Source organism: Amycolatopsis ponsaeliensis (assembly GCF_030182635.1).
Lineage (GTDB): Bacteria > Actinomycetota > Actinomycetes > Mycobacteriales > Pseudonocardiaceae > Amycolatopsis > Amycolatopsis ponsaeliensis.
Window position 1 is genome coordinate 174,836 of record NZ_JAPZLD010000014.1, and the last position, 25,232, is coordinate 200,067.

Sequence of the window (25,232 nt, forward strand, 5' to 3'; positions counted from 1 at the left end):
GTGCTCGTCGGAATGCCGCCGCCGCTGCACCCACCGGATCGGCCGGTGCCGGACGAGCTGACCGGGGCGAGTTCGCACGGCTACAACTGCCGGTGCGTCGCCGAGCACTTCGGTCTGGACCCGGCGTCCTACGGCGAACTTCCCGCGTGCTCGCTCACCGAGGCCGAGTACCAGCGGCTGCTCGGCGAAGCCGTCGAAGTCCAGCAGGAGGCCAAAAGGCTCGCCGCGGCGCGGGACATCGCCGGCGCACACCGGGCTTACAGTCGGCTGCGGCAGCTCGCGCAGCGGCTCGACCGGAGCGACTTCGAACTCGCCGCCGTCAGCGACCTGGCAGGTGTTTGCTACTCCGCAGGCGATCTGCGCAACGCCCGGCAGTGCGCCGAAGCCGTCCTGGCCGCCTTTCCGATGAGCGCGAAAGCCGCCGTCCACTTCGGACAGTACGCCGAGCTGCGGATGATCGAAGGCTCCCGCGAGGTGGCCGATCGCGTGCTGATCTCCCTGTTCACCGAGGAGGGTGACCTCGCGCGGGCCCGCGAGCTGATCGCGGGACAGCGGCACCGGGCGGCCCTGCGGAAGGCGGCCGGCCCGGAGCAGTACCCGCCCGAGCTGCTCGACCCGCACGGCACCGACGAGCTGGAGCTGCGGATCTTCGAGGTGCGTGTCCAGGTGGCCGCCGGCGACCCGGCCGGGGCGCTGACCGCGCTCGAGAAGATCCTGGGAGCGCTGGACGCCGGGGACGGCGACCGGGTGGCTTCCCTGCGGGCGATGGCCCAGGCCGAACGCGCCCGCCTTCGCCGCGCGGGCGGTCAAGACGCCGACGCGCGCGCCGACCTGGTCCGGCTCACCGCGGACCACGCCGCCAAGTACGCCATCGACCTGGCGGCGGACCGTGCGTCGGCCGGCGACTTCCCGGGTGCGGTCGCGGCGATCGTCGCCGCCCGCGACGAGCTCGCGGCGGCGGGCGCGACCGGCGACGTCGCGGAGGCGAGTCACGCGCTGGGGACGTTGCTGCTGCTCGGCGGCGACGTCCGGCAGGCGCGGGACCAGTTCGAGCACGCGGGCAAGATCCGGACCGCCCACGACGATAGGCCCGGTCTGCGCCGGCTCGACGTGGCGCTGGCCCGGTGCGCCGCGGCGGAAGGCGACTGGGCGACGGCCGAGGAGCACGCGACGCGAGCGCGGGAATCGGCGCGCGCGTCCGGCGAGTGGCTGGAGTGCCTGCACACGGACTTCGTCGCGGCCACGATCGGCTACGCGCGCGGCGACGACCTGCGCGCGTTGCTCGACTTGCTGTTGCCACTGGCGCTCGCGGCGGCGGACTACCGGTTCGAGTTCTCGTCGCCGCGGGCCCGCACGGCGTGGGCGCGCGACGTCGCGGGGCCGGCGACCGAACTGCTGATGGCGGTGCTGGCCCGGCTGCGGGAGCCGAGACTGGCGGCGGAGCTGGTCGAACGCACCTGTGCCGTCGGCGCCTACACCGGGGGCGGGGCAGCGCCCGTCGAACTGACCGGGACGGTTCCCGCGCTCGAGGTGGCGCCCGCCAGCGACCGCCTTCCGCTCGCCGCGCTGGGCACCGTCACGTCGTCGCTGCCGCTGCGCCTGGCGCCGCCGCCCGCCCTGCGGTGGTCCCCGGACTCGCCGATGGAACTCGACCGCTGGCTCGACGTCGCCGCCGAGCGGTATCGCTCGGCGCGGCCGGAAACCCCGGCGGTGTGCACCTGGCCGGTGACCGAAAGGGAGACGTTCCTCCTGCGGTACGCCGACGCCGGGCACACCTACCTCACCTGGCGGACCGCCGGCGACCTCGACACCGTCCACACCCACCCGGTCGACGCCGCCCTCGTCGCGACGGCGCGCGAGTACCTGGACGCCGCGTCCCCGACGCCGCACGAAGGTGAGAGCGTTCCCGACGCCGTCGGACGGGCTCTGGCCGCCTTCGCCGGCGAACAACGGCTGGCCCGGGTCCTCGGCCTCAACCTGCTGCCGGCCGATCTCGTCGCGCGCCTGCGGGAGGCCGCCGCCGGAGGACGGCGTCCGCTGCTGCGCGTCCAGCCGTCGCCGAGCCTCGCCGCGGTGCCGTGGGGGCTGGTCGCGCTGCCCGACCGGCGCCCGGACCGCGCGCTCGACCCGGGCGAGGAAGGCAGGTGCTTCGACAGCGACGAGCGCGTCCTCGACGTCGCCGACGTCTCGCTGCTGGCCCCCATCGGGATCCCGCGCCGTCCCCCGGCACCGCCCGGGCCGCCCGTCTACCTGCTCGACCCGCGGATCCCCGGCCAGAGCGCGTTCGGCGAGCTGGGCTCGGTGCTCGGCAAGCAGGACGCGGCGTCGCCGCTGATCCGCCACCTGGACGCGCGGCTCGCCGACGGCCCGGTCCGGCCGTCCGCCGCGCGAGGCCTCGACCTGGTCCGGCGCACCGACACCGACCGGCGGCTGCTCGCGCGGCTGCTGGCCGAGCCCTGCTCGCGACTGGTGTTCGTGGGGCACGTCAGCCGGGTCCGTGACGACCACGGCGCGCAGACCGCGCTGCACCTGTCCTGTGCGGCCGAGCTGCCCGGCACGGCCGAGCCGATCGGCGCGCACCGGCCCTTCACCGCCGCGGACCTCGCACTGTCCGAAGTGGACGCGATGCCGGCGCGGGTGGCCCTGATCGGCTGTGCCAGCGCGAGCGACTTCGGCCTGGCCGAGCCGTTCGGCGTGCTGCTCGCGGCTGTGGCGGCCGGGGCCCGGCTGGTGGCCGCGACGGTGTGGGCGCTGCCGACGTCGGCGGCGGTGCCGGGCGCGGACCCGATGGCCGAGCTGGTGATCGCCGTCGACACGGCGCTGGCCGGCGACGACCCGGTCGCCGAGATCTGCGCGTGGCAGCGGAGCCGGCTCGCGCGGTGGCGCGAACGGGCCGAGCCGGCTCGCTCGCCGGTCTTCTGGGCGGCGCTGACCTGCCTCGATGCCTCCGACGACGGGCAAACCTGGGTTCGGTAGCGGCCGGCCCGCCGGAAGCTGTGTGCACACCACACAGCGAAGGGCGGGACCGATGTTCAAGAAGATCCGCGAGAAGGTCAACGAGGCCACGCAGCAGGGCATGGCCCGCGGCGAGCAGGACTTCCGGCAGCACGCGGAGCAGTTCCGGCAGGCCGCGGCGGCGCAGGGGTACGACATCACCCCGCAGCTGCCGACGCCGCAGCTGGCCGCACAGGCGTTGCGGGGCCTGGCCGCCGACCCGGACATGGCGGCGTTCATGGCGCTCCCGCCGGAGGAGCAGCTGCGCCAGCAGCAGGAACTGCAGGCCTACGGCACCGAACTGCGGCGGCTGTACGACACGTGCGAGCCGGCCACGCTGGTGATCCGCGCCTTGGAGCCGACCGGCCGGACGATCGCCGGGCAGGCCCAGTACACGGCGACGCTGGAGGTCACCCGCGCCGGCGGCACCCCCTACCGGACGGTGACCCGGCTGATCGCGCCGCAGGCGACGATCCAGCAGTACGCGCCCGGCACCCGGCACGAGGCCCGCGTCGACCCGGCCGACCCGGCGAAGGTCGCCGTGTTCGGCCCGATCGACTAGGCGGCCGCGGTGTTCGGATTCGTTCCCGGGCTCGTGGACCCGCCTCGGCCGGACCGCCGGGCCGGGCGGCGGCTGTGGTTGCTCGGGATTCCGACGACTCTCGCGTGGGCCGCCGCGGGCTGGTCCGGGTCGCTCGGGATGCTGGACGGCTTCCGGCTGATGTCGCTGAACCGCGTCGACGCGTGGGGGGCCGACGCGGGCCCGGCGGTCTCCCTGGTGCTGTTCTTCAGCGTGGCGGTCACGGTGGCGTCGTCGCTGGGGTTCGCGATGCTGTGGGACGCGGGACTGTCGCTGAGCCGCCTCGGGATCGGCTTCCGGGCGAGCTCGCTGGCGGCCGCGCTGGGCGTGGCGCTGGGCGGCGGCGTCGCGATCCCGTCGTGGACCCCGCCGGAGTCGGTGGGGCAGCGGCTGCCGTTCCTCGACGGCCGGGCGGAGCCCTGGTCCGACGTGGACTGGGTCGTCTACTACGAGCCGTACCTGGTTCCGGCGGTGGCCGGGCTGGTCGCGCTGGTGCTGATCGTGGTGCTGCTGCGGGCGTTCCTGCGCGAGGCGGAGGCGGACGACCGCGCGGAGGCGCTGCGGCAGCGGGGGCGGCGCGTCACCGGGCACGTGGTGCACGTCGAGTTCACCAACGTCTGGCTGATGGGCAACCCGCGGTTCGTCGTCCACGTCCGGTTCGCGACGGAGACGGGGGAGCGCACGGTGGTGGCGACGATGGTGACGTCGTTGTTCCAGTCGCCGTCGCGCGGCTCGACGGTGACCGTGCGGTACGACCCGCAGGACCCGGATGCGGTGCTGGTGGAACCGGTCGCACACTAGTCAGTTCAGACTAATTTATCCACGATGAGCTGGCTGAACCGCAGCTCAAGCGCCTTCTCCCTTGACATTAAGTGAATGACAAGTAAGTCTCTGTTCACTGTCATCGGACGGAAGGGAGCGGTCGTGACCGACGTCGTCGTCGCGGGGGTGGGGATGGTTCCGTTCGCCAAGCCCCGGGAAAGTGGCAGCTACGTCGAGCTCGGGGAGGCCGCCGTGCGGGCCGCGCTGGCGGACGCGGGACTCGGCTACCACTCCATCGGCCAGGCCTACGCCGGCTATGTATACGGCGATTCAACCTGCGGCCAGGCCGTGCTGTACGGCGTCGGCCTGACCGGGATCCCGGTCGTCAACGTCAACAACAACTGCTCGACCGGCTCTTCGGCGCTGTTCCTGGCCCGGCAGGCGGTCGCGAGCGGCGTGGTCGACTGCGCGCTCGCCCTGGGCTTCGAGCAGATGACCCCGGGCGCGCTCTCGAGCGTCTACACCGACCGCGTGTCGCCGCTGGCCCGGCACGACGACGCCCAGCGGGAGATCCAGGGACAGGACGAGCAGGCGCCGCAGGCCGCGCAGCTCTTCGGCGGTGCCGGACAGGCCTATGTGGACGAATACGGGACCGACCCGGCCGTCTTCGCCCGGATCTCCGTGAAGGCACGCCGGCACGCGGCGAACAACCCGTACGCGGTCTTCCGCGACCCGATCACCCTCGACGACGTGCTGAACTCCCCGGTCGTCCACGGCCCGCTCACCCGCCTGCAGTGCTGCCCGCCCACCTGCGGCGCCGCCGCGGCGATCGTGTGCACGCCGGAGTTCGCCCGCGCGCACGGCGTGGCCGGCGGGGTGCGGATCAAGGCCCAGTCACTGGTGACCGACACGCCGAGCACGTTCGAAGCCCGCGACATGCGCCAGGTCGTCGGCTACGACATGACCGTCAAGGCCGCGAACGACGTCTACGAGGCATCCGGCGTCGGGCCCGAGGACCTCCGGGTGGTGGAGCTGCACGACTGCTTCACCACCAACGAGTTCCTGACGTACGAAGCCCTCGGTCTCACCCCGGCGGGCACTGCGGAGAAGTTCGTCCTGGCCGGCGACAACACCTACGGCGGCCGGGTGGTGACCAACCCCTCGGGCGGCCTGCTGTCCAAGGGGCACCCGCTCGGGGCCACCGGGCTCGCGCAGTGCGCCGAACTGGTCTGGCAGCTGCGCGGGCAAGCGGGAGACCGCCAGGTCGACGACGTGACCGTCGCCCTGCAGCACAACCTGGGCCTCGGCGGCGCGTGCGTGGTCACCCTGTACGAAAGGGCCTGAGATGCCGATCGACCGAGTCCACATCGGACGCGAAACCGGCACGCGGACCCTGCTCGTCTCCCGCAGCCGGCTGCGGCTGTTCGCCAAGGCGACCGGCCAGACCGATCCGGTCTACACCGACTTCGACGCCGCGAGGGCCGCCGGGCACCCGGATCTGCCCGTGCCGCCGACGTTCTTCTTCGCGGTGAGCCTCGAAACCGCCGACCCGTTCACCTGGCTGACCGACCTCGGCGTCGACCTGCGCACCGTGCTCCACGGCGAGCAGGAGTTCGTCTACCACCGCGTGGCCCACGCCGGCGACGAGCTGACCGCGACCGCGCGGATCACCGACGTCTACGCCAAGCGGGGCGGCGCGCTGGAGTTCCTGGTCACCACCACGACCATCACCGGTCGGCACGGACAGCCGGTCGCCGACGCGATCGGCACCACCGCGATCCGCCGGCCCGCCGAGGTGACCGCGTGACGACCTGGACCGCCGGCCACGAGTTCGATCCCCTGCCGATCGAGCCGATCTCGCGCACCACGCTGGCGTTGTTCGCCGGCGGCTCGGGCGACCACAACCCGATCCACCTCGACCTCGACGTCGCGAAGTCCGCGGGGCTCGACGACGTGTTCGCCCACGGGATGCTCTCGATGGCCTACCTCGCGCGGCTGCTCACCGGCATCGCGCCGCAAGAGCGGCTGCGCTCCTACGGCGTCCGGTTCGTCGCCATCACGCCCGTCGCGGCGCGGCCGGTCTGCCACGCGCGGGTCGTGTCGATCGACGACGTGGCCGGCGAACGGCGGGCCACCCTCGACCTCGCCGTCGACCTCGACGACGGCACCACCACGCTGCGCGGCCACGCCGTCGTCGCGATCGACTGAAAGGGCCGGCACCAGTGGGAAAGCTCGACGGGAAGACCGCCATCGTCACCGGCGCGGGCCGCGGCATCGGCCGGGCCATCGCGGTGAAGCTCGCGGCCGAGGGCGCCAACGTCGTGGTGAACGACCTCGACAGCGCGCCGGCGGCCGAAGTCGTCACCGAGCTCACCGGCGCCGGCGGCAACGCGGTCGCCTGCCCGGGCAGCGTCACCGCGCCGGACTTCGCCGAGCGGTTCGTGCGCACCGCCACCGACACCTTCGGCGGCCTCGACATCGTCATCAACAACGCCGGCTACACCTGGGACTCGGTGATCCAGAAGATGACCGACGAGCAGTGGGACGCGATCCACGACGTCCACGTGAAGGCACCCTTCCGGATCCTGCGCGCGGCGCAGCCGGTGATCAGCGCGGCGGCCAAGGCGGAGGCGGCCGCCGGGCTCGCGGTGCACCGCAAGGTCGTCAACATCTCTTCGGTCGCCGGGCTTTCCGGCAACCCCGGCCAGGTCAACTACTCCTCGGCGAAGTCGGCGATCATCGGCCTGACCAAGACCCTCGCCAAGGAATGGGGCCGCTACCGGGTGAACGTCAACGCGGTCGCGTTCGGCTTCATCGAAACCCGGCTCACCGCGGCGCCGGCCGACGGCACCTCGACGATCGACATCGAAGGCCAGGAGATCAAGGTGGGGGTGAGCCCGCGGATCCTCGAAGCGGCGAAGTCCCTGATCCCGCTGGGCCGGCCGGGTACGCCCGAGGAAGCGGCCGGCTCGGTCGTCATGCTGACCTACCCGGAGGCCGACTACGTGAGCGGGCAGATCATCGTCACCGGCGGAGGCTGGGAGTCGTAAGAGGTTTCGCAGGTTTCACCGACGTCGCAAAGGAGCGGCCATGTACCTGACCCAACCGCTGCACCGGGCGGTGCAGCAACGACCCGGCGAGCTGTTCACCGTCTACGGCGAGCGCCGGACGACGGTCCGCGAGACCTGCGACATCGTCTCGCGCGTCGCCGGCGGCCTGAAGGCGCTCGGCGTCGGCAAGGACGACCGGGTCGGCTTGCTGGCGCCGAACACGGACCGGTTCTGCCAGATCGTGCTGGGCATCGCCTGGGCCGACGCGGTCGTCGTGCCGGTGAACACCCGCTGGAGCGTCAAGGAAATCGCCTACTCGCTCGAGGAAGCCGACGTCTCGGTGCTGTTCGTCGACGACCCGTTCGCCGGCATCGTCGACGAGCTGCGGGCGCTCGCGCCGGCACTGCGCACGATCGTCCACTGTGGAGAAGATGAGCTTCCCGGGGCGGTCCCGTGGAGCGAGCTGCTGGCCGCCGAGCCGGTCGAGGACGCGCACCGCCGGGGTGACGCGCTGCTGGGCATCTTCTACACGGGCGGGACGACCGGGTTCCCCAAGGGCGTCATGCTGGGCCACCGCCAGATCATGACCGCGGCGATGGGCATGCTGGTGGCGCAGAGCCAGGTCCCGCACGGCGGCGCGGCCATCCTGGTCGCCCCGGCGTTCCACATGGCCGGGTTCGGCGCGTGGGTGGCCGGGATGCTGGTCGACATGACGACTGTGCCGCTCCCAGCGTTCGAGCCCGTGGGCGTGCTGCGCGCGATCGCCCGGCACGGCGCGAAGCAGATCCTGCTGGTGCCCACGATGATCCAGCTGGTCGTGGACCACCCGGAGGCGGGGGCGCACGATCTCAGCAGCCTGGAGCTGGTGATCTACGGCGCTTCCCCGATCTCGGAGGCGGTGCTCGGCCGGGCCCGCGAAGTGTTCGCCTCGGCGCGGTTCCTGCAGGCCTACGGCATGACCGAGCTGTCGCCGTCGACGACGTTCCTGGTCGACGAGGACCACGACGACCCGGTGCTGCGCCGCGCGGCCGGCCGGGCCACCCCGTACGCGCGGGTGCGGATCGTGGACCCGTTCGACGAAGAGGTGCCGCGCGGCACGGTCGGCGAGGTCGTCGTCGCCGGCGACCACGTCATGCTCGGCTACTGGAAGAAGCCGAAGGAAACCGCCGAAGCGGTGCGGGGCGGCTGGATGCACACCGGCGACGGCGGCTACATGGACGAGCGGGGGTACGTCTACATCGTCGACCGGATCAAGGACATGATCATCAGCGGGGGCGAGAACGTGTACTCCATCGAGGTGGAGAACGCCGTCGCCAAGCACCCGGCGGTCGCGCAGGTCGCGGTGATCGGCGTGCCCGACGACCGGTGGGGCGAGCGCGTGCACGCCGTCGTCGGCCTGGTCCCGGACGCGACGCTGACGCTCGAAGAGCTCCGGGAGTTCTGCAAGCGGGAGATCGCCGGGTACAAGTGCCCGCGCAGCCTGGAGGTCGTGACGCGGTTCCCGATGTCGGCCGCCGGTAAGATCCTCAAGCTGGAGCTGCGCGCGACGGCCGGAGGAGGCAGGCAGGGGTGAGTGCCGAGCCACCGCGCCGTCGGCCCAAGGACCGCAAGCGGCAGATCGTCCTGCAGGCGTGCGAGCTGATCGTCGAGCTCGGCTACCCGAACGTCACGATGACCGCGCTCGCCGAGCGGGTCGGCATCACGGCCGGGGCGCTGTACCGGCACTTCGCCACCAAGAGCGACCTGCTGGACGCGGTGCTGCGGGAGAGCTTCGCCGGCTTCGACCGGACCATCACCGAGACCGCGCTCGAACCCGCGGTCGACGAGGCGATCGACCTCGTCACGCCGCACCCCCACATCGCCGACCTGTGGGACCGCGAGGTGCGCTACGCCGAACCCGGGCTGCGGCGCAAGTACGTGGACACGATGCGAGCCTGGGCCGCACAGTTCCCGCGCGTCCTGCGGGCACACCGCGACGACCTGGACGAGGGCAACGAGGAGCTGCTCGTCTGGGCGATGCAGTCCGCGCTCGCGTGCCTGGGCACCAGCACCATCCACGCCACGCCGGCGCACCGCCGCGTCGCCGTCCGGGCCGCGCTGCTCGCCATCGCGTCGGCGCCCGTCGGCCCGACCGGCTCGGCCCGGTACGCGCCGGGCACCGGGCGGACTCCGGTGTCCCGCCGCGAACGGCTGCTGCTGGCGGCCGCGCAGCAGTTCGCGACCCAGGGCTACCAGGAGACGTCGATGGCCGGCATCGGCGCGGCCGCCGACGTCACCGGCCCGAACCTGTACGGCTACTTCAAGAGCAAGGCCGACCTGCTGCGCGCGGTCTACGAACGCGGCACGCACTACCTGTGGATCAGCCTGGACGCCGCGTTCGCCCGCGCGAGCACCCCGGACGACGCGCTGCGGCTGGTGACCCAGTCCTATGTGGAGCATTCGCGGGAGTGGGGTTCCCTGGAGGTCGGCCGCTCGGGAGAGCGTGAGGTTGAGGCGGAAACCCTGGGAGCGCAACGGGAGTACGCGGCCGAGTGGATCGCACTGGCCCAGGAGATCTCGCCCGGCATCGAGCCGGCGGCCGCCCGGCTGCGCGTGCAGATCGGCCTCAAGGTCGTCAACGACCTGCTGCGCACCCCGCACATCGCCCGGTACACCTCGGCCAACACCAACCTCGCCGCCGTCGTGCACGCGATCCTCACGGACGCCGGAGCCGAGCCATGCCGTTCGTGACCACGCCCGCGGGTGCCCGCATCGCCTGGGACTCCTTCGGCGACGCGGACCTGCCGCCGCTGGTGCTCATCCAGGGCTACAGCGCCCAGCTGCTGGGCTGGCGGCCCGGCTTCTGTGAGGCGGTAGTGCGCGAAGGTTTCCGCGTCATCCGCTTCGACAACCGCGACGTCGGGCAGTCCCAGCGCTACCCCGAAGGCGGGTACGACCTGGGTGACCTCGCGGACGACACCGCGGCGTTGCTCGACGGGCTCGGCCTCGGCTCGGCCCACGTCGCCGGGCAGTCGATGGGCGGGATGGTCGCACAGGAGCTCGCGCTGCGCCACCCGGACCGGGTGCGGTCGCTGGGGCTCGTCTACACCGCGCCGTCGCTGCGGTACTTCCGCGGCCGGGACGAGATCACCGGACGGCTGAGCGAGCCGGCTCCGGCGACCCGCGACGAGTTCATCGCCTTCTACCCGGCCGCCGAAGCGTTCTGCCGCTCGACCGCGTACCCCCAGGACGTCGCGTGGCTCACCGAGGTGGCCGGGCAGATCTGGGACCGGGGCTGGGATCCCGGCGGGCCGGCGCGGCAGCTGTCGGCGTTGCTCGCCACGGCCGACCACGACGAGGTGCTCCGCTCGCTGCGAGTACCCACGGCGATCCTGGCGGGCGACAGCGACCAGCTCGTCGACCCGGCGGCGTCCACCCGGCTGCACGAGGTCATCCCGGGCTCGACGCTCACGATCTTCCCCGGCATGGGTCACGAGCTGCCCGAGCCGCTGTGGGGCGAGATCGCCGGGCTGCTGGCCGCGAACGCCCGGTACTAGTCTTGCGGCATGGCCACTTCGCTGCCCGTGCAGAAGCGGGCCTGGGACACGCGCGAGCGCATCCTGGCCGCCGCGGTCACCTGCCTCGCCGAGGACGGCTACGCCGCGACGACGACGTCGCGCATCCAGGAACGCGCGGGCGTCTCGCGCGGCAGCCTGCTGCACCAGTTCCCCTCGCGCGACGACCTGCTGATCGCCGCGGTGCAGCACCTGGCGATCCAGCGCGTCGACGGGATCGACATCCCGCGGGCGGCCGGCACGATCGACGACGCCGTCGAGCAGATCTGGCTGACCTTCCACGGCCCGCTGTTCAAGGCCGCCCTGCAGCTGTGGGCCGCGGCGCAGCACAACCCGCAGCTCGCGGAAGCACTGCGGCCGCGGGAGCACGAGCTGGGCGGCCACATCCGCGGGCTCATCACCGATCTGTTCGGGCCGGAGCACGTCGCGCACCCCGGCTTCGCCGATCTCGTGCCCGTGCTGGTGGCGAGCATGCGCGGCGTCGCCCTGACCTACACCTTCGAGCCGCGCGACCACCGGAGCGACCCGAACCTCGCGACGTGGAAGCGGCTGGCACACCGCATCTTGGACGCGTAACTAGTACGGCTTGACTATTTCCTCCGGAGCCGGAAGGCTGCGGACATGACGAGCGTCGCTTCTCCGCGGGTCCGTACCGAGCACGGAATGGTCGAAGGCCTCGAAGCCGACGGGCTGCACTGGTTTCGTAACATCCCTTATGCCGCACCGCCGTTCGGGTCGCGACGGTTTCTGCCGCCGCAGCCGGCCGAAGACTGGGACGGCGTCCGCGACGCGACCGAGCCCGGGCCGGTCCCGCCGCAGCCGGTGGAGGAGAACCCGCTCGGCGCGATCTACGCGGCGACCGAGATCGGCGAGGACTGCCTGACCCTCGAGGTGTGGACGCCGGATCCCGGCCGCGCGGGTTTGCCCGTGATGGTGCACATCCACGGCGGCGGGTACATCTACGGCGCCGGGTCGCTGCCCGGCTACAGCGGCAAGAACTTCGCGCGTGACGGTGTCGTGCACGTCGGCATCAACTACCGGCTGGGCATCGACGGCTTCCTGTACCTCGGCGAGGGCCACGACAACCTCGGGCTGCGCGACCAGTCGGCGGCGCTCGCGTGGGTGCAGCGCAACATCGCGGCGTTCGGCGGGGATCCGTCGCGCGTGACGATCTTCGGGCAGTCCGGTGGGGGAGTCAGCGTGCTGAACCACCTCGCGCTGCCCGCTTCCCGCGGCGCGTTCGCCGGGGCGATCGCCCAGAGCGGGTGCCCGATGGCCTCGGTGGACGCCGAGGAGGCTTTCCGTGTGACACGCCAGGTCGCGCGCGACCTCGGGGTCGCGCCGACCGTGGCGGGACTGTCGGCGGTCAGCCTCGAGCGCACGGCGGCGGCGTCGTTCAAGGCGTTGAAGCGGTACGCGCTGGGCCTGGTCCGCGGCGATCGCCGGGCGCTGCTGCTCAGCCCGTTCCGCGGGGTGCACGGCACCGAGTTCCTGCCGGCCGACCCGGTCGTGAGCGCTGGCCGCGCGCCGGGCGTCCCGCTGCTCGCCGGGACGGTGGTCAACGAGGCCGGGCCGCTGATCGAGGGCATCGCGGCCGTCGCGGGGCCGGTGGCGCCGCTGATCCGCCTGGGCCTGCGCCGCACGCTCGGGCTGGACGGCCCGACGGTACGCGCCTACCGCGAAGGCCCGCGCCACGTCCGCGGGCTGGCCGCGCTGGTCGAGGCCGCCTGGTCGGACTGGGCGTTCCGGATCCCGACGATCCGCCTGCTCGAAGCGCGTCCCGAGCCGTCGTGGCTGTACGAGTTCCGGTGGCAGCGCGCGGGAATCCCGCCGTTCTCCGGCTCGTTCCACGCCGTCGACCTGCCGTTCGTGCGCGACGACCTCGAGACGGTGATGGCGCTGGGAAAGCCCGCGGCAGACCTCTTCGGCGCCACTCCGCCGAAGGAACTGGCGCGGCGGGTGCACGCCGACTTCGTCCGCTTCGCCACGACCGGAGATCCCGGCTGGCCGGGCTACGACCGTGCCGAGCGGACGACCATGGTCTACGACACGGAAAGCCGGGCCGTCCCGGACGCGGCGGGCGCCGAGCGGATGGCGTGGGAGGGCAGGCGCTAGCACCCCTAAGGGGCTCGTGGGAGCGGACCGGCGGCCGGTAGACATATCGGACGAACCCGGACCCGACTCCCGAACGAGGAGAGCACCATGGCCCGACGCCGGCCGTTCTTCCGCGGCCTGATCCTCGCTTTGGTCGTGCTCTGCCTGTCGCCGGTTCCGGGCGCCGTGGCGGCGACCGGGCCGAGATACCCGGCAGCCGGTCTGCACCGGCCGGTCGACCTGCTCGTCGACAAATGGGGTGTGCCGCACATCTACGCGGCCGACACCAGCGACCTCTTCTTCGCCCAGGGCTTCAACATCGCCCGCGACCGGCTGTTCCAGGTCGACACCTGGCGCCGCCGCGGGCTCGGCACGCTCAGCGAGGTGCTCGGTCCGTCCTATGTGGAGCAGGACCGGGCCGCCCGGCTGTTCCTCTACCGCGGTGACATGGACGCGGAGTGGGCGTCCTACGGTCCGGAGGGCAGGCTCGCCGCCACCCGGTTCGCCGAGGGCATCAACTCCTACGTCGACTGGCTGGGCCGCAACCCTTCCGCCGTTCCGCCGGAGTTCGCCAAGCTCGGCTACCAGCCCGCCCGCTGGCGCCCGCAGGACGTGGTGCGGATCCGCACGCACGCCATCGGGGAGAACCTGATGTGGGAGGTCGCCCGCGCGAAGCTGGTCTGCCTGGCCGGCCCCGGCGCGAGCCGCTACCTGCGCTCCCTGCACCCGGACCACGAGGCGGCGGTGCCCGCTGGGCTCGACCCGTGCTCGGTGCCCGACGACGTGCTCAAGGTGTACGACCTCGCGACCGCCGCGGTGAACTTCACCGGCAGCGGCTTTCAGACCGAGACCAAGGACATCGCCGACGCGACCGCCGGCAGCAACGCCTGGGCGATCGGGCCGAACCGGACGGCGTCGGGCCGGCCGATCCTGGCCAACGACCCGCACCGCGGCGCGGACGCCCTGCCGTCGGGCCGGTACGTCGCGCAGCTGTCGGCGCCCGGGCTGAACCTGGCCGGCGCGGGCGAGCCGTGGAACCCGGGGATCGCCATCGGGCACAACGAAAACATCGCGTTCGGCCTGACGAACCTGCCGATCGACCAGACCGACCTCTACGTCTACGACCTCGACCCGAACGACCCGACGCGCTACCGCTACGGCACGGGCTGGGAGCGGATGACCACGGTCACGGAGTCCGTGCCGGTGCGCGGCGGCACGCCGGTCACGAAGGAGCTGTCCTTCACCCGCCACGGCCCGGTCGTCAAGGTCGACGAGGCGGCGCACCGGGCGTTCGCGGTCCGCACGGCGTGGACGCAGCCGGGTGCCAGCGCGTACCTGGGCAGCCTGAACTACCAGCGGGCCACGAACTTCGGCGAGTTCACCTCGGGCATGCGGAACTGGGGCACGCCGGGCTCGAACCTGGCCTACGCCGACGTGCGCGGGAACATCGGCTACGTCCCGGCCGGGCTGACGCCGCGTCGCACGGGCGCCGGCTACGACGGCCTGCTGCCCGTCCCCGGCGATGGGCGCTACGACTGGAACGGTTTCTACGCGAACAGTGAGCTGCCAGGGCAGTACAACCCGGCGTCGGGGTACTTCGCCTCGGCCAACGACTTCAACATCCCGCCGGGCCACCCGGTGGTGTCCAACTACGAATGGCAGCTCCCGTACCGCAAGCAGCGCATCGACGAGCTGATCGAGTCCCACCCGGGCGCGACCGTCGCCGACTCGCTGGCGCTGCAGAAGGACGAGAAGTCGTTTGCGGCCACGCAACTCCTCGAGTTCGTGCGCGGGCTGTCCTCGACGGACCCGGATACCGCGAAGGCACTGGAGCTGCTTCGGGGCTGGGACGGCGTCGCGTCGGCGAATTCGGCGGCGGCCGCACTGTACGAGACGTGGATCATGAAGTACCTGCACTACGTGTGGGCGCACGCGGTGCTGCCCCAGGCCGCGGCGGACGCGCTGGTCCGCACGATCAACCCCGACTTCAGCCTGATCATCGCGTCCTTCCGGGACCCATCGGGATGGCTCGGCCCGGACGGCGCGGCGGTGCGCGACAAGCTGATCCTGGACTCGCTCCCGGTGGCGTTCCGCGACGTGGCGAGCCAGCTCGGCCCCGACCCGTCGACGTGGCACTGGGGGTCGCTGCACCACAACGAGTTCAAGCACCCGCTGGGCGCCCCGAACGTAGGCCCAACCCCGATCGGCGGCGACTACCACACGATCCACCCGTCGTTCTTCCACCCGCTGACGTACGCCCAGATCATCGGGGCAACGTTCAAGATGGCACTGGACGTGGGCAACTGGAACGGCTCGGCGGCGATCAACGCACCGGGGCAGTCGGGGGATCCGCGTAGTCCGCATTACAGCGATCTGAACGGCCTGTGGGCTTCGGGTGGGTCGTTCCCGCTGCTGTACAGCCGCAGCGAGGTGGAACGGAACCTGGACGTCCGAATCCGGCTGGAGCCCGCTGGAGGGTGAGGTTCGGCGGGAGCGGTTCTCGCTGGTCAGATGGGGTGCCCCCGGCGCGGTTCCGTTCAGAACCCAACGGCTCGAAAAGGCATGTGAGCTGCAGTTTTCCGGCGTAGTCGATGTTGAGCGGCGTCGCCGAGGTGGTCGGTCATGACATCCTCAGCGACTAAGAGTGTCAGCTGGTCACTGTGGGTGCAGTGCCTCTGTACCGGCGTGGTGGCGGTGCTGGCGGCGTATGCGTCGTACCGGCATGGTCGTGAGTTTGCGGTTCGGTTCGGTGCGGACGGATCGACTGCGTCGATTTGGCCCTTGATCGTTGACGGGCTGCTGACGACGGCGACGGTCGAGCTGTGGAGGCCGAGCCATGGTGGCGGTCGTTGGGCTGCGTGGGTGGCGTTTGGGTTCGGGATCTCGTTGTCGTTGTGCGCGAACATTGGATCGGCTCCGCGGCTGACGGTGTTCTCGGTGGTGATTGCGGCTTGCCCTCCGCTGGCTCTTTTGCTGGCGGTGGAGCTGTTGAACCGGGCGTTGAAGCGCCATCGCGCCGATGGTCGAGGTCCATCGCCCGAGAGGGTGGATGCCTTTAGTGAACCCGTTGTCCAAGCGATAGAAGTTCCTTGCTCCGGTGTTGCGGATGCTGAGTTCGCGCCTGCTGTCGAGGGGTCGGCTGAGCAGCAGATGTGGGCGTTCTACCTCGAAGAGCAAGCTTCGGGTAGGACTCCGACGGGAGCGGATCTTGATCGTGTTGTCGGCACGAACAACTACGGTCGCCGGGTGCTGCGGCGCTGGCGGGTGACTGGCCGGGGTCCGGACGGGGCCATGGCGCCGCCAGATCCAGGAGCGTTGGGCCGACCGCATCGGGTGTCCCCTGTCGGCGAAGGGAACACCGACGTGCTGGAATCGACGTTCACCGGCTCTTGACCCCCTCACTGCCGTGCGGGCCGACCATGGTCGCCAGTCAGCGAGTCTTGATCCTGGTGACCAGAGTGGCTCGTCGCCGGGCCCACTCTTGCCATCGGTGTCGGCAGCTGCTCAGGCTTCCCCACGTGTCCCTGATAACGGCTTTTATCGGGTGATGCGGCTGCGCATCGGCCGCTCCGACATCGCCCACCTGGGTTGTGTCCTGACTCGCGGAACCTGATGCGATGGCACCTGAGCTGATGGGCGTCGCGCGCTACCTGATGCGGGTCTCACGAAAGTGACGCCGGGACTCTGCCAGGATCGCGTCCGTTGGTCGATGGACGGAAGCGCCGGGTGGCCGGGACCGGGCTGCGTGCAGTGCGCGGCGGCCGTGCTGGCAGGGCCGGCGGATTCGCTTGCCGGAGTTCTTCTCGTGTGGTGGGACGGTCAGGTGCCCAGCGGCGGCCAGACGGCCGGCGAGCAGGGTCGCGTCGGCGGTCATCGGCTCGCCGAGGTCCATGCCGGCGCTCTCGACGATGAAGTCGCGGATGATCCGAACGGCGCGAGCGACAGTCGCCGCGGCTCGATCCCGCGCGAGGTCGGCGGCGGAGGTTGTGGCGTCGTTGTCGAGGTAGGGGCGGGCGTCGCGGCACGGAGAGAGAATGGGATCGTCGGAGGCGACGCCGTTCGCGATGGCCATCGCCCGGTAGTTGGCGTAGAGCGGACGATCGCTGGACACGTCGCTGGTGATGTCCGGCCCGTACATGCGAACTGTCAGGTTGTGGGCGGCGCCGCACAGCAGGAACCCGGCACAGGTCTTCGGCTCGTCGGCTTTGCTGGCGTGACAGCCGAACCTTCGCGTCGCCTGGTCGTAGGTGGTGTGCGCTGAGAGCCGGAACACCTCCGGCGGGAACGCGCCGACTGGCGAGTCGAGCAGCCACGGGCACCGCAGGCACGGTTCTACCTGGTAGGCGTCGCCGGGCGAGGAGATCGTGACGACGCCCCACCCGTCGGCGCCTTCGCGCACAGCCACGACTTCGACACCTCGCGCCGCGGGCGCGGTCTCCGGTGGATCAGGCACAGTCACCCTGGGCTTCCCTTCGCTCGGCGTGGACGGAGTGTAGTTTGCCCGGGCTGACCGTAGGTGCCGCCACGGTGTCAGGCCTGCGAGCCGACCCAGTTCCATCGGAGGGCGCTGTGCAAGGCATCGACAAGTGCTTCGTCGTCGGCGTAGGTGGGGGAGGCTCCCAGCAGCACCCATATTTGCTCGACCACGTCGCTGTTCTCCAGTCGCTGAACGGTGACCCCGGCGTACTGGAATTCCGCGTGGGCGTCGTCGATGGTCACCGACACCGTGCGGGTGTCCGCCCGGACCAGTACTCGCCGTTCGCCTGTCATCGACCACGCTTCCTGTCACGTTCGACGATAATGTCGCGCTCGGGCCTCAATCTGTAACAGGGCCGCCGGCGCCCCGCGGCCGCCCGTGGTGGTCTGCAACATCGTGGCCCGTCCCGGCGACTTAGCTGAACATGACCGACGACCCGACGTCACTGCCGCCGAGCGCTGGTGTCTCCGTTCCGTCACCGGCCGTGCCGGCGGCGCCGCGTGCGCGGTTACGTGAATTGTCGCCGAAGATGATGTGGCTGACCGCAGCCGTAATCGCGTTGCTCACCGCGGCCGCGGTGGTGTTGCTGTGGTGGCCGGCGACCGCCGGGCTCAACGGTGACAAACTCGTATCCACCCGCCTGGACGCTCTCAAGATCGGTCTGAGCATCGGGCTGGGCAGCGGCGGGGTCGTCGCGCTGTACCTGTCCTGGAGGCGCCAGGACTCCACCGAACGCACCCTGGCCCACCAGCAGGACGTCCACACGGCCACGATGGCCCACCAAGACCGGGTCGCCAAGGCCGCCGAGCACGACGCCGCCGAGCGGCGGCTGAGCGAGCTATACCTCAAGGCCGTCGAGCAACTCGGGTCGCCGCAGGCCGCGGTCCGCCACGGCGGCCTTTACGCCCTCGAACGGGTCGCGCAGGACAACCCGCCCCAGCGCCAGACGGTGGTCAACGTGATCTGCGCGTACCTGCGCAATCCCTACACTCCGCCACGCGAGACCAGCGAACCTCGCCCGCTCGGTATACGGCGCCCGCTGCTGAGATCAACCACCATCCCCCGCACACCGACACCGCAACCCGATGCCCAAGCTCGGGATTCCCGGTTGCAAGAACGCGAGGTACGCCTTACCGCACAAGGCATTCTGCAACGCCATCTCTACCCCGGTGAGGACCCGGCCAGCCCTCAGCCCACCTTCTGGCGGGATATCGACATTGACCTCACCGGCGCCACGCTCATCGACTTCATGCTGCCGGGCGCTCAACTACGACGTGCGCGCTTTGACGGCGCGACGTTCACCGGGTACGCCGGGTTCGGCGGCGCGACGTTCACGGGGGACGCCGGGTTCGACGGCGCGACCTTCAGCGAAGCCGCCTGGTTCGACGGCACGACCTTCACCGGGCACGCCGTGTTCGACGGCGCGACGTTCACCAGGCACGCCGTGTTCGACGGCGCGACGTTCACCACGCACGCTGGGTTCGTCGGCGCGACGTTCATCGGGTACACCGGGTTCGGCGGCGCGACCCAAGGGGAGCTGGCTTTCGACCCGACCGCGGATGACGCATCACCGCGTGACGAGGCGTCCCCCGATCCGGGAGAAGGTGCACTTTAAGGTTGCGCAATCCTGCGACTGACTGCGCGAGCCCGCCGCGGGTCACCTGGTTCCGTCACCATTTCGGCCAGCGGGGTTCGATGCTGATGGTGCCCGGCGGCTTCCTAGATGCGAGCGCGAGCTTGCCGGTACAGGTGGTGCGCCAACGCGGGCACAGAACGCGGCGACGTCCGGCTCCTCTGGCGGGTTCGCGCTCCAGCTGAACCCGCGACCACGGGTTGCAGCCGCCTTGGCGAGGACACGGCCGACCCGCGGCTGGTGCCGGGGCTCGACGTGAAGCCCCGAGCAGCGGGCCGCGCCGGTCGACTGGGCACAGCGACAGCTCGACGTGGCCGTAGACCGTGGCGCCCCACCGTAGCTAGATTTGCCCGGTTCCGGCCCTGAGGACCGGCGGGACGAGGACCAGCTGCAGGTGTCAGCGCACCAACCGGGTTCCGCTGCCGCGTTCGTGGTGGAACACCAGCGTGGAGGGAGGATTCCCAGAACGGCGCCGCCGGGATCGCCGTACTCGTGTCGCAGCCGTCGGGTAGCGGCTGCTCCCGCGGTTCGCTTGCCCCGGCTTCCAGCAGCCAGGCTGATGGTGGGTCGTACCGGAAGGCATAGAGCCGCTGGCCGCCAGGGGCCAGTTCGTACCGCTGGCCCGTCGGTACGGTGATCCGGTCTCCATCGGGGGTGTGCCAGATCGTCTTGCTGCCGTCGGCTTCGAGGGTGGCGCCCGAGTGCTGGTCCATCTGCCACGGATCGACGGTCAGCGGTTCCGGGTCGGTGCCCGGGCGCCCGCGGAATGCACGGCTGGCGGTGTTGGAGTTCTGCCGGTAGTACACGGTGCCGTCGTGGACGGCCAGGACCTGGCGGGTCAGCTCGTCGGTCCGGGGCAGGCTCGCCACGTCGCCGGTGACCACGTCCAGCAGGTGCGAAATACCGCTCCCCGCGCCCCTTCGCCAGCGACCCGCCCAGCTCAAGCCGGTCGCACCACGGTGTTTCCTCCGCCCAGGCGCACAACCGGTCGACGATGTCCCACGGTCCCCCTCATCTGGCGATCATAGGTCGAACCGATCACGTGTTCACGACGCGGAACGCGTCAAGCACCCGTTCCTTGGCGATCCTCCTTCGCATCCAGCGCGGAAAGACCTCGTCCCGCGATCGACCGGCTGACCCCGTACGTTCCCGCCGTCAGCCCGGCCCCCGCGCCCAGCACTGTCAACGTGGGCACGAAGTTGCCCGTGTCGATCGAGTGCCAGGCCAGAATGGCGATGACCACCATGTTGACGATGCTCAGGCCGAGGGTGATCAGCTGCGTGATCCAAATCCGCGTGGAGAGCACCCGCTGGTGACGGGCGTAGTCCAGTTCCAGCTGCCGCTGGTGGCAAGCCTGCTCCCGGGCGAGCGCCATGACCTCGTCGGCGATGTGCGGCGCCTTGGCGTGCCATTCGGCGGCCTTCTCCCACGGCGCCAGCGTTTCCCAGGCCGTCCCTTTCGGAGATCCCCGAGCGGCGGTCATGAAACCCCCTGCGGAATGGGAACCGGCGAGTCCACCGCTTGCGCCAACGGCTCAGGCGGTGGTCCGAGCCGGTTGAGCACGGTGTTCAAGGCATCGGTCGCGGACTCGATTCCCACGGCCTCACCGCCGGAATCCCGGCGTTCGCGCACCCCGGTGCGCTTTGCCAGCAAGGAACGCAGCCGGCGACGTGCGGGCTTCGGCGCCGTGTCCGGTGGATCCGGGCTTGCGCCTTCGACGCCGGTCGCGCCGGACACCGGCGGATGAAAGTCCGCCAGCGAAGCGAGGAATGCCCGGGAAACCCCTGGCGGAGGCGAATTCCGAACCGCCTCGCGCGCCCGGAGAATCGCCGCCAGCTCAGCCGAACACGCCGCGCAGTGCGCAATATGGGCTTCCGCCCGTTGTGTTGCCGAAGGCGAGAGCTCACCGACGACGTAAGCTTGCGTGGTTTCCCCTAACAAGTGGGACTCCGGAAGTCCCCAACCCCGGGCTAGTTTCGATCGGGCCTTACTCCCGGCATCGCCTGGCAGCGTTACGGTTTCGCCCAGCACTGCCAAGATGCCGGCCTCGACAAACGCGCGGTCGAGGTTGTTGAGCGCGGAAATCTGGTGCACCAAGTCTCCGACAGTGTGGGACCGATCGAGGACTCCCGAAGGCACGACGGAGAAGATCGAAGAGAGCGCATCGTAGAAGGTTTCCGGATTCGACCGGAGTTGCTCATTGACCCACCGCTCCTGAACCTCGTCCATGCCGGGCCCTCCTTGGCAACCAGAGCCGAGTGTAGTCGAGGTGGCCGTCGACGACCCGGGCTCCCGATTCCCGACGGCCCCGCCGTGGCAACCGTGGAGACGGTCCGCGAACGCAAGGGCGGCGACCTCGTCACCGCACGATTCGCCGCCCGGTTCAACCAAGCTTGACCCTCCCAGCCGGCGCGAGACCGCCGACGACACGGTTTACTTCCGCTCAGCTCACGGGCGCCGAGGCGTTTGAGGTCCATCGCGAGGAAGGCGACGTCGTCGAGGACGTCGACGTGCCGGAGGTGGTCGTCGATTTCGAGGCAGTCCAGTACGCGGGGGCCGTCGTTGGCGAGCAGGTCGCCGTGGCCGTCGACGACGTGTCACTCGGAGATCTGCGGTCGAAGGGCGGTTCGCGTCCCGCGAGGAAGTCCTCGGCCACTGCTTCGATCTCGATCGCCGTGGCCGGGTCCAGCAATTCGCCATGGAAGGAGTGGGCCTTCTCGAAACTCGCGCGCCTGTGGTTCCGGACCGCGTCGCGCCGGCTACCACGGTCGGCAGCGTTGTGCAGACCTAACCTCCCGCGAGGGTTCAGGGCTTTAGCCTTGGCTCGGCTGCGGCTCGATATGGTTCTGGCGCGGTCAACCGGCGGCGCCACGATAAGCCCCTTGAGGGCGGTGGAAGCCCGCAGTCGATCGGATCAGCTTCCGGAACCCGGTTGCGTGGCGCTCGAGGTGACCTGCTGCTTGAGCAGCTCTGCATCCGCGGCGTGGGACAGGTCGGCGCGGGAGGCGATCTGGCGATGGCTGCCGCCGAGTGCTTTGGCCTGCGCCACGAGGCGGTCTCGTTCGCTCAGCCAGCCGGCGGCTTGTTCGGCGGCGTGCTCGATGTCCTGCAGCATCTGCGCCAGCTGCGCTGTGTTGTCTTCGCTCGGATTCGACACCAGCCGATGGTAGCCGGCTCGCACATTGCGGCCGGGGTTGAACGGGCATGGGCCATGCAACGAGAACGGCCCGTTCCAAGGCGACCGGCGACCATGCTGCTGTTCGCGAGCCGATGCCCGGAGTTCTGTAGAGGCGTGGTTACCCCCGTCGTCGCGGGGGGTGACCAGCTAGGGAGCCGCGGTAAGAGGATTGGCTTGCACCTCTGGTCGCCCAGCGGGATCTGCTCCGGTCTGGGCTGGCCACCGCGCAGAAAGCGATCGCCGGTAAGTGGACCACCGAGTCTGGGGCACGCCGGACTGCCCGTCGGAGGACTTGCCGGTCGCGACGGTATAGCCCTCGCACCGGAGGACCTCGGCCATGCGCTCCCCGGCCGGCAGGACTGCGGGGACCTGCTGGAAGTCGAGCCACCAACGGTCTGCCGCGTCAGTACGGGACCGGTACCGGGCCGCCGCGAGTAGCGTCAGGGCGTGATCCCGACCCCGCCCCACCTCCGGGCGACAGCCGCCGAACACGACCTTGGCGGCTGTCTCCGCCGTTACCGTCGCAGGCCGGGAGCCGTCGGGACCTTCTTCGCCTTCGCGCCACTCGCGGGCGCGCTCGCGCTCGGAATCCGCGAAGGCGACATGACTGGAGGGCTGGCCATCGTGCTGTTCGTGTGGCCGCTGCTCTTCCTGTGGTGGTGCGTGTCGACGCGGAAACGCTTCGACGGCGGCATCTACGTCTTCGACGGCGGTTTCGCGGAAGTTCACGGGCGCGAGGTCCGATGCCTTGTCACCTGGTCGATGATCCGCTCGGTCAGCTACAAGACCGGCTCCCTCTGGGCGGGCCTGATACCCGTAGCGCGCACTGCGCAGTGCGTGATCGAACTGCGAAACTTCCGGAAGATCGAACTCGACGGCAGCTACCGCACACTGAGCCGACTGGCCGGGGACCTGCACGCTCGAGCGAGTTAGGGCGTGCTGACAACGGTTCCGGTGGTGGACTGGGCTGCTGATGAAGCTGTAGGGGGTCGAAATCACCCGGAATGCACGGCGCCCAGACCGCGCCGGTGTCGAGAGGCGCATCCGCCGCCGCGACCTCGGCATGCGGATCGTCAGTCGCCCGGTCTGCCCGGGCGGGCCACCGACAGCGATGTGAACGGCAATGACCATCCGCTCCCGGAGCATTGCGCGCGAACGCCCGAGGAACTGGCCGAGTGCCAGGGGTTCTTCCGCGACAATCGTCGCTACCTCCTGTGGCACGTCGCGGGGGAGTGAACCGCGCCGGGTCTGACGGAGGCTCCTCGGGCGAACGTGGAACCGGCGAGTGTGACGAATCCGCAGCTTCCGCTTGCCGACCAGCTCACTGTATAACGCCCTATTCGGCTGCGGATGAGGCGTTTTCACGTCAGCGGGTCGCCGGGGTCCACTGGCGGATCGCGCTGCTGAGCTGTAGCCGTGCCCAGTACAGTGGCCGGTCGTCGAACCGGTCGAGCGTGCCGAGGTCGGAGCGGCGGCCTTGCGCGCGGTCGACGGCCCTCCGCCACAGCCGGTCGCCGGCCTGGGTGACGACGCGTTCGGCCCGGCGCGGGGTGCGTGCCGCGCAGAGGTCGTGCTTCACCTCGGCGACGAGCGGATCGAGCCCGGCCAGCCGGACGAGTTCGGGCCCGACGGCGGGCCGAAGGCCGGCAAGGAAGTCGTCAGGCCTCGGATCGTCGACGGTCGGCGAGATGGCCCGGTCGACGCATCCGGACGCGGCCGCCGCGGGAACGGGGAATGCGAAGAGCGGGACGGCCGCGAGCGGAGGAGCAGGGCGGTCAAGCGCACGGGGTTTCCTTCCACGGGGTGGATGACGCGGCCGAGTCCTCCGGCGACCGCCGCCACCCACGCCGCGGAAGCCGGGATCAGCCCGTCGCGAGGACCTTCAGGCTCGAGATGCCACGGCCACGGTTTGCTAGGCGCGCTGCGGGCCGATGACCGAAAGGGTGTTGCTCTTGCTGCTCGTCACGTAGGCGTGGTCGGGTCGACCGCTATAGAGCTCGGGTACTGGCCGACCGGCATCGTCGCGATGATCGAGTAGTTCGTCGTGTCGACTACCGAGACCGAAGTGTCCGAGCTCCCCATGTACAGAACGTGGCGATCGGGATCGACGGCGAGCCGGCCGGGCCGGCCGGGAACAGAGAATGTCGTCGTGACGGCGTTCTTGGACCCGTCGATGACGGAAACGGTGTTGTCGTCGGAGTTGGACACGAAGACGGTGTGGGTGTCCGATGCGACGGCGATGCTGGTGGCGTTGTGCCCGACGTGAATGGTCGCCCGTACTGAGCGGCTGACTCCGTCGATCACGGTCACGCTGCCGACTTGGTTCACGCAATAGACCACGTGTGTGGTCGGATCGACGGCGATGTCCATCGGGCTTTCCCCGGCTGGGAGCACGGCCGAGACCGTGTTGCTCTGCTCGTCGATCACCGAGACCGTGTTGTCACCGTGGTTGGCGACGTAGAGCACGCGGGCGCCAGGATCGGTGTCGGTGGCGTACGGGGCGGAGCCCACGGGAACATCGGCTGTGACGGCTCCGCTTTCGCCATTGACCACGCTGACGCCGCTGCCAGCATCTGCGGGATAGTGCGGCAGGTAGAGCGTGTGCGTCAACGGATCGACCGTGACGTCGAGCACGGTGTCGGAGCCGACCTGTGCCGAAAACGACGATATCCGGGCAGCGCTGCCAGCGTCGAACGTCGTGACATTGCGAGTGGAATCCACGGCGTCGTCGGCGACGAAAGCCCGCCGCAGAGTGGGATCGATTGTCACGCCGAACGGTTGGCTTCCGGCGGCGACCGTGGCGATCACCCCATACCTGAGGGGAGCGCCAGTACCTGTGCTCGGATCGCCGGTGGCTTCGGATGCGTCGTGGGCCGGAGACGGAGCACAGGCCGTTGCGACGACGGCCAG

At 70.7% G+C, this 25,232-nt stretch carries 23 protein-coding genes; 16 read left to right on the top strand and 7 right to left on the bottom strand.

Annotated features, from left to right (window positions below; genetic code table 11):
- From QQ657_RS22245 to QQ657_RS22310, 14 genes are all read left to right on the top strand, one after another.
- Positions 1 to 2,976: a hypothetical protein gene (locus QQ657_RS22245; RefSeq protein WP_284744129.1), complete on the top strand. Its 2,976-nt coding sequence runs from the start codon at positions 1 to 3 to the stop codon at positions 2,974 to 2,976.
- A 52-nt stretch (positions 2,977 to 3,028) separates the two neighbouring features.
- Positions 3,029 to 3,556 (top strand): hypothetical protein, encoded by a 528-nt coding sequence (locus tag QQ657_RS22250; RefSeq protein WP_284744130.1) that lies wholly within the window; start codon positions 3,029 to 3,031, stop codon positions 3,554 to 3,556.
- A 9-nt stretch (positions 3,557 to 3,565) separates the two neighbouring features.
- Positions 3,566 to 4,375, top strand: a complete 810-nt coding sequence (locus QQ657_RS22255) for a DUF3592 domain-containing protein (RefSeq protein WP_284744131.1) — start codon at positions 3,566 to 3,568, stop codon at positions 4,373 to 4,375.
- A gap of 123 nt (positions 4,376 to 4,498) precedes the next feature.
- Complete coding sequence (locus QQ657_RS22260; RefSeq protein ID WP_284744132.1) at positions 4,499 to 5,680, top strand: lipid-transfer protein; 1,182 nt, start codon at positions 4,499 to 4,501, stop codon at positions 5,678 to 5,680.
- A 1-nt stretch (position 5,681) separates the two neighbouring features.
- Positions 5,682 to 6,143: a MaoC family dehydratase N-terminal domain-containing protein gene (locus QQ657_RS22265; protein ID WP_284744133.1), complete on the top strand. Its 462-nt coding sequence runs from the start codon at positions 5,682 to 5,684 to the stop codon at positions 6,141 to 6,143.
- Positions 6,140 to 6,544, top strand: coding sequence for a MaoC/PaaZ C-terminal domain-containing protein (locus QQ657_RS22270; RefSeq protein WP_284744134.1), 405 nt, complete (start codon positions 6,140 to 6,142; stop codon positions 6,542 to 6,544). Before QQ657_RS22265 ends, QQ657_RS22270 begins: the two co-directional genes overlap by 4 nt.
- 14 nt (positions 6,545 to 6,558) lie before the next feature.
- Entirely contained in the window at positions 6,559 to 7,386 is an 828-nt protein-coding gene (locus QQ657_RS22275; protein ID WP_284744135.1) for an SDR family NAD(P)-dependent oxidoreductase, read from the top strand.
- Positions 7,387 to 7,426: 40 nt separating this feature from the next.
- Positions 7,427 to 8,959: a long-chain-fatty-acid--CoA ligase gene (locus QQ657_RS22280; RefSeq protein ID WP_284744136.1), complete on the top strand. Its 1,533-nt coding sequence runs from the start codon at positions 7,427 to 7,429 to the stop codon at positions 8,957 to 8,959.
- On the top strand, positions 8,956 to 10,116 hold the full coding sequence (locus QQ657_RS22285) for a TetR/AcrR family transcriptional regulator (protein ID WP_284744137.1): 1,161 nt from the start codon (positions 8,956 to 8,958) through the stop codon (positions 10,114 to 10,116). Before QQ657_RS22280 ends, QQ657_RS22285 begins: the two co-directional genes overlap by 4 nt.
- Positions 10,104 to 10,922, top strand: a complete 819-nt coding sequence (locus tag QQ657_RS22290) for an alpha/beta fold hydrolase (RefSeq protein ID WP_284744138.1) — start codon at positions 10,104 to 10,106, stop codon at positions 10,920 to 10,922. Before QQ657_RS22285 ends, QQ657_RS22290 begins: the two co-directional genes overlap by 13 nt.
- A gap of 9 nt (positions 10,923 to 10,931) precedes the next feature.
- Complete coding sequence (locus QQ657_RS22295) at positions 10,932 to 11,516, top strand: TetR/AcrR family transcriptional regulator (RefSeq protein ID WP_284744139.1); 585 nt, start codon at positions 10,932 to 10,934, stop codon at positions 11,514 to 11,516.
- 45 nt (positions 11,517 to 11,561) lie between these two features.
- Positions 11,562 to 13,055: a carboxylesterase/lipase family protein gene (locus QQ657_RS22300; RefSeq protein WP_284744140.1), complete on the top strand. Its 1,494-nt coding sequence runs from the start codon at positions 11,562 to 11,564 to the stop codon at positions 13,053 to 13,055.
- 87 nt (positions 13,056 to 13,142) lie between these two features.
- Entirely contained in the window at positions 13,143 to 15,515 is a 2,373-nt protein-coding gene (locus QQ657_RS22305) for a penicillin acylase family protein (protein ID WP_284744141.1), read from the top strand.
- A 141-nt stretch (positions 15,516 to 15,656) separates the two neighbouring features.
- Positions 15,657 to 16,427, top strand: a complete 771-nt coding sequence (locus QQ657_RS22310) for a DUF2637 domain-containing protein (RefSeq protein ID WP_284744142.1) — start codon at positions 15,657 to 15,659, stop codon at positions 16,425 to 16,427.
- Between the two features lie 253 nt (positions 16,428 to 16,680).
- Here the strand turns inward: QQ657_RS22310 and QQ657_RS22315 are convergent, their stop codons facing one another.
- A complete protein-coding gene (locus tag QQ657_RS22315) occupies positions 16,681 to 17,439 on the bottom strand; it encodes a DUF6283 family protein (protein ID WP_284744143.1) in 759 nt (252 codons plus the stop codon).
- A gap of 125 nt (positions 17,440 to 17,564) precedes the next feature.
- The gene (locus QQ657_RS22320) at positions 17,565 to 17,804 is read right to left on the bottom strand and encodes a hypothetical protein (protein ID WP_284744144.1); all 240 of its coding nucleotides are present in this window, start codon (positions 17,802 to 17,804) and stop codon (positions 17,565 to 17,567) included.
- Positions 17,805 to 17,935: 131 nt separating this feature from the next.
- Here QQ657_RS22320 and QQ657_RS22325 point away from each other — a divergent pair, with 131 nt between their 5' ends.
- Complete coding sequence (locus tag QQ657_RS22325; protein WP_284744145.1) at positions 17,936 to 19,126, top strand: pentapeptide repeat-containing protein; 1,191 nt, start codon at positions 17,936 to 17,938, stop codon at positions 19,124 to 19,126.
- Between the two features lie 1,081 nt (positions 19,127 to 20,207).
- Here the strand turns inward: QQ657_RS22325 and QQ657_RS22330 are convergent.
- The 3 genes from QQ657_RS22330 to QQ657_RS22345 all read right to left on the bottom strand — a co-directional run bounded on the left by QQ657_RS22330 (position 20,208) and on the right by QQ657_RS22345 (position 22,301).
- On the bottom strand, positions 20,208 to 20,627 hold the full coding sequence (locus tag QQ657_RS22330; RefSeq protein WP_284744146.1) for a hypothetical protein: 420 nt from the start codon (positions 20,625 to 20,627) through the stop codon (positions 20,208 to 20,210).
- Complete coding sequence (locus QQ657_RS22335; protein ID WP_284744147.1) at positions 20,624 to 21,373, bottom strand: anti-sigma factor family protein; 750 nt, start codon at positions 21,371 to 21,373, stop codon at positions 20,624 to 20,626. Before QQ657_RS22335 ends, QQ657_RS22330 begins: the two co-directional genes overlap by 4 nt.
- Positions 21,374 to 22,058: 685 nt before the next feature.
- Positions 22,059 to 22,301, bottom strand: a complete 243-nt coding sequence (locus QQ657_RS22345) for a hypothetical protein (RefSeq protein WP_284744148.1) — start codon at positions 22,299 to 22,301, stop codon at positions 22,059 to 22,061.
- Positions 22,302 to 22,769: 468 nt separating this feature from the next.
- On the opposite strand from QQ657_RS22345, the gene QQ657_RS22350 reads away from it, so the two are divergent.
- Positions 22,770 to 23,255, top strand: a complete 486-nt coding sequence (locus QQ657_RS22350; protein WP_284744149.1) for a hypothetical protein — start codon at positions 22,770 to 22,772, stop codon at positions 23,253 to 23,255.
- Between the two features lie 433 nt (positions 23,256 to 23,688).
- Here QQ657_RS22350 and QQ657_RS57065 read toward each other — a convergent pair whose 3' ends face one another.
- Both QQ657_RS57065 and QQ657_RS22360 read right to left on the bottom strand, forming a co-directional pair.
- On the bottom strand, positions 23,689 to 24,168 hold the full coding sequence (locus QQ657_RS57065; RefSeq protein ID WP_491047355.1) for a PA0049 family protein: 480 nt from the start codon (positions 24,166 to 24,168) through the stop codon (positions 23,689 to 23,691).
- 116 nt (positions 24,169 to 24,284) lie between these two features.
- Positions 24,285 to 25,130, bottom strand: a complete 846-nt coding sequence (locus tag QQ657_RS22360; protein ID WP_284744151.1) for a YncE family protein — start codon at positions 25,128 to 25,130, stop codon at positions 24,285 to 24,287.
- Positions 25,131 to 25,232 lie beyond the last annotated feature (102 nt).

Bases quoted from the DNA above. Each gene is read 5' to 3' on its own strand.
- QQ657_RS22250 (WP_284744130.1), top strand. From the start codon at position 3,029: ATGTTCAAGAAGATCCGCGAGAAGGTCAACGAGGCCACGCAGCAGGGC.
- QQ657_RS22265 (WP_284744133.1), top strand. From the start codon at position 5,682: ATGCCGATCGACCGAGTCCACATCGGACGCGAAACCGGCACGCGGACC.
- QQ657_RS22280 (WP_284744136.1), top strand. From the start codon at position 7,427: ATGTACCTGACCCAACCGCTGCACCGGGCGGTGCAGCAACGACCCGGC.
- QQ657_RS22290 (WP_284744138.1), top strand. From the start codon at position 10,104: ATGCCGTTCGTGACCACGCCCGCGGGTGCCCGCATCGCCTGGGACTCC.
- QQ657_RS22295 (WP_284744139.1), top strand. From the start codon at position 10,932: ATGGCCACTTCGCTGCCCGTGCAGAAGCGGGCCTGGGACACGCGCGAG.
- QQ657_RS22300 (WP_284744140.1), top strand. From the start codon at position 11,562: ATGACGAGCGTCGCTTCTCCGCGGGTCCGTACCGAGCACGGAATGGTC.
- QQ657_RS22305 (WP_284744141.1), top strand. From the start codon at position 13,143: ATGGCCCGACGCCGGCCGTTCTTCCGCGGCCTGATCCTCGCTTTGGTC.
- QQ657_RS22310 (WP_284744142.1), top strand. From the start codon at position 15,657: ATGACATCCTCAGCGACTAAGAGTGTCAGCTGGTCACTGTGGGTGCAG.
- QQ657_RS22320 (WP_284744144.1), bottom strand. From the start codon at position 17,804: ATGACAGGCGAACGGCGAGTACTGGTCCGGGCGGACACCCGCACGGTG.
- QQ657_RS22325 (WP_284744145.1), top strand. From the start codon at position 17,936: ATGACCGACGACCCGACGTCACTGCCGCCGAGCGCTGGTGTCTCCGTT.
- QQ657_RS22330 (WP_284744146.1), bottom strand. From the start codon at position 20,627: ATGACCGCCGCTCGGGGATCTCCGAAAGGGACGGCCTGGGAAACGCTG.
- QQ657_RS22335 (WP_284744147.1), bottom strand. From the start codon at position 21,373: ATGGACGAGGTTCAGGAGCGGTGGGTCAATGAGCAACTCCGGTCGAAT.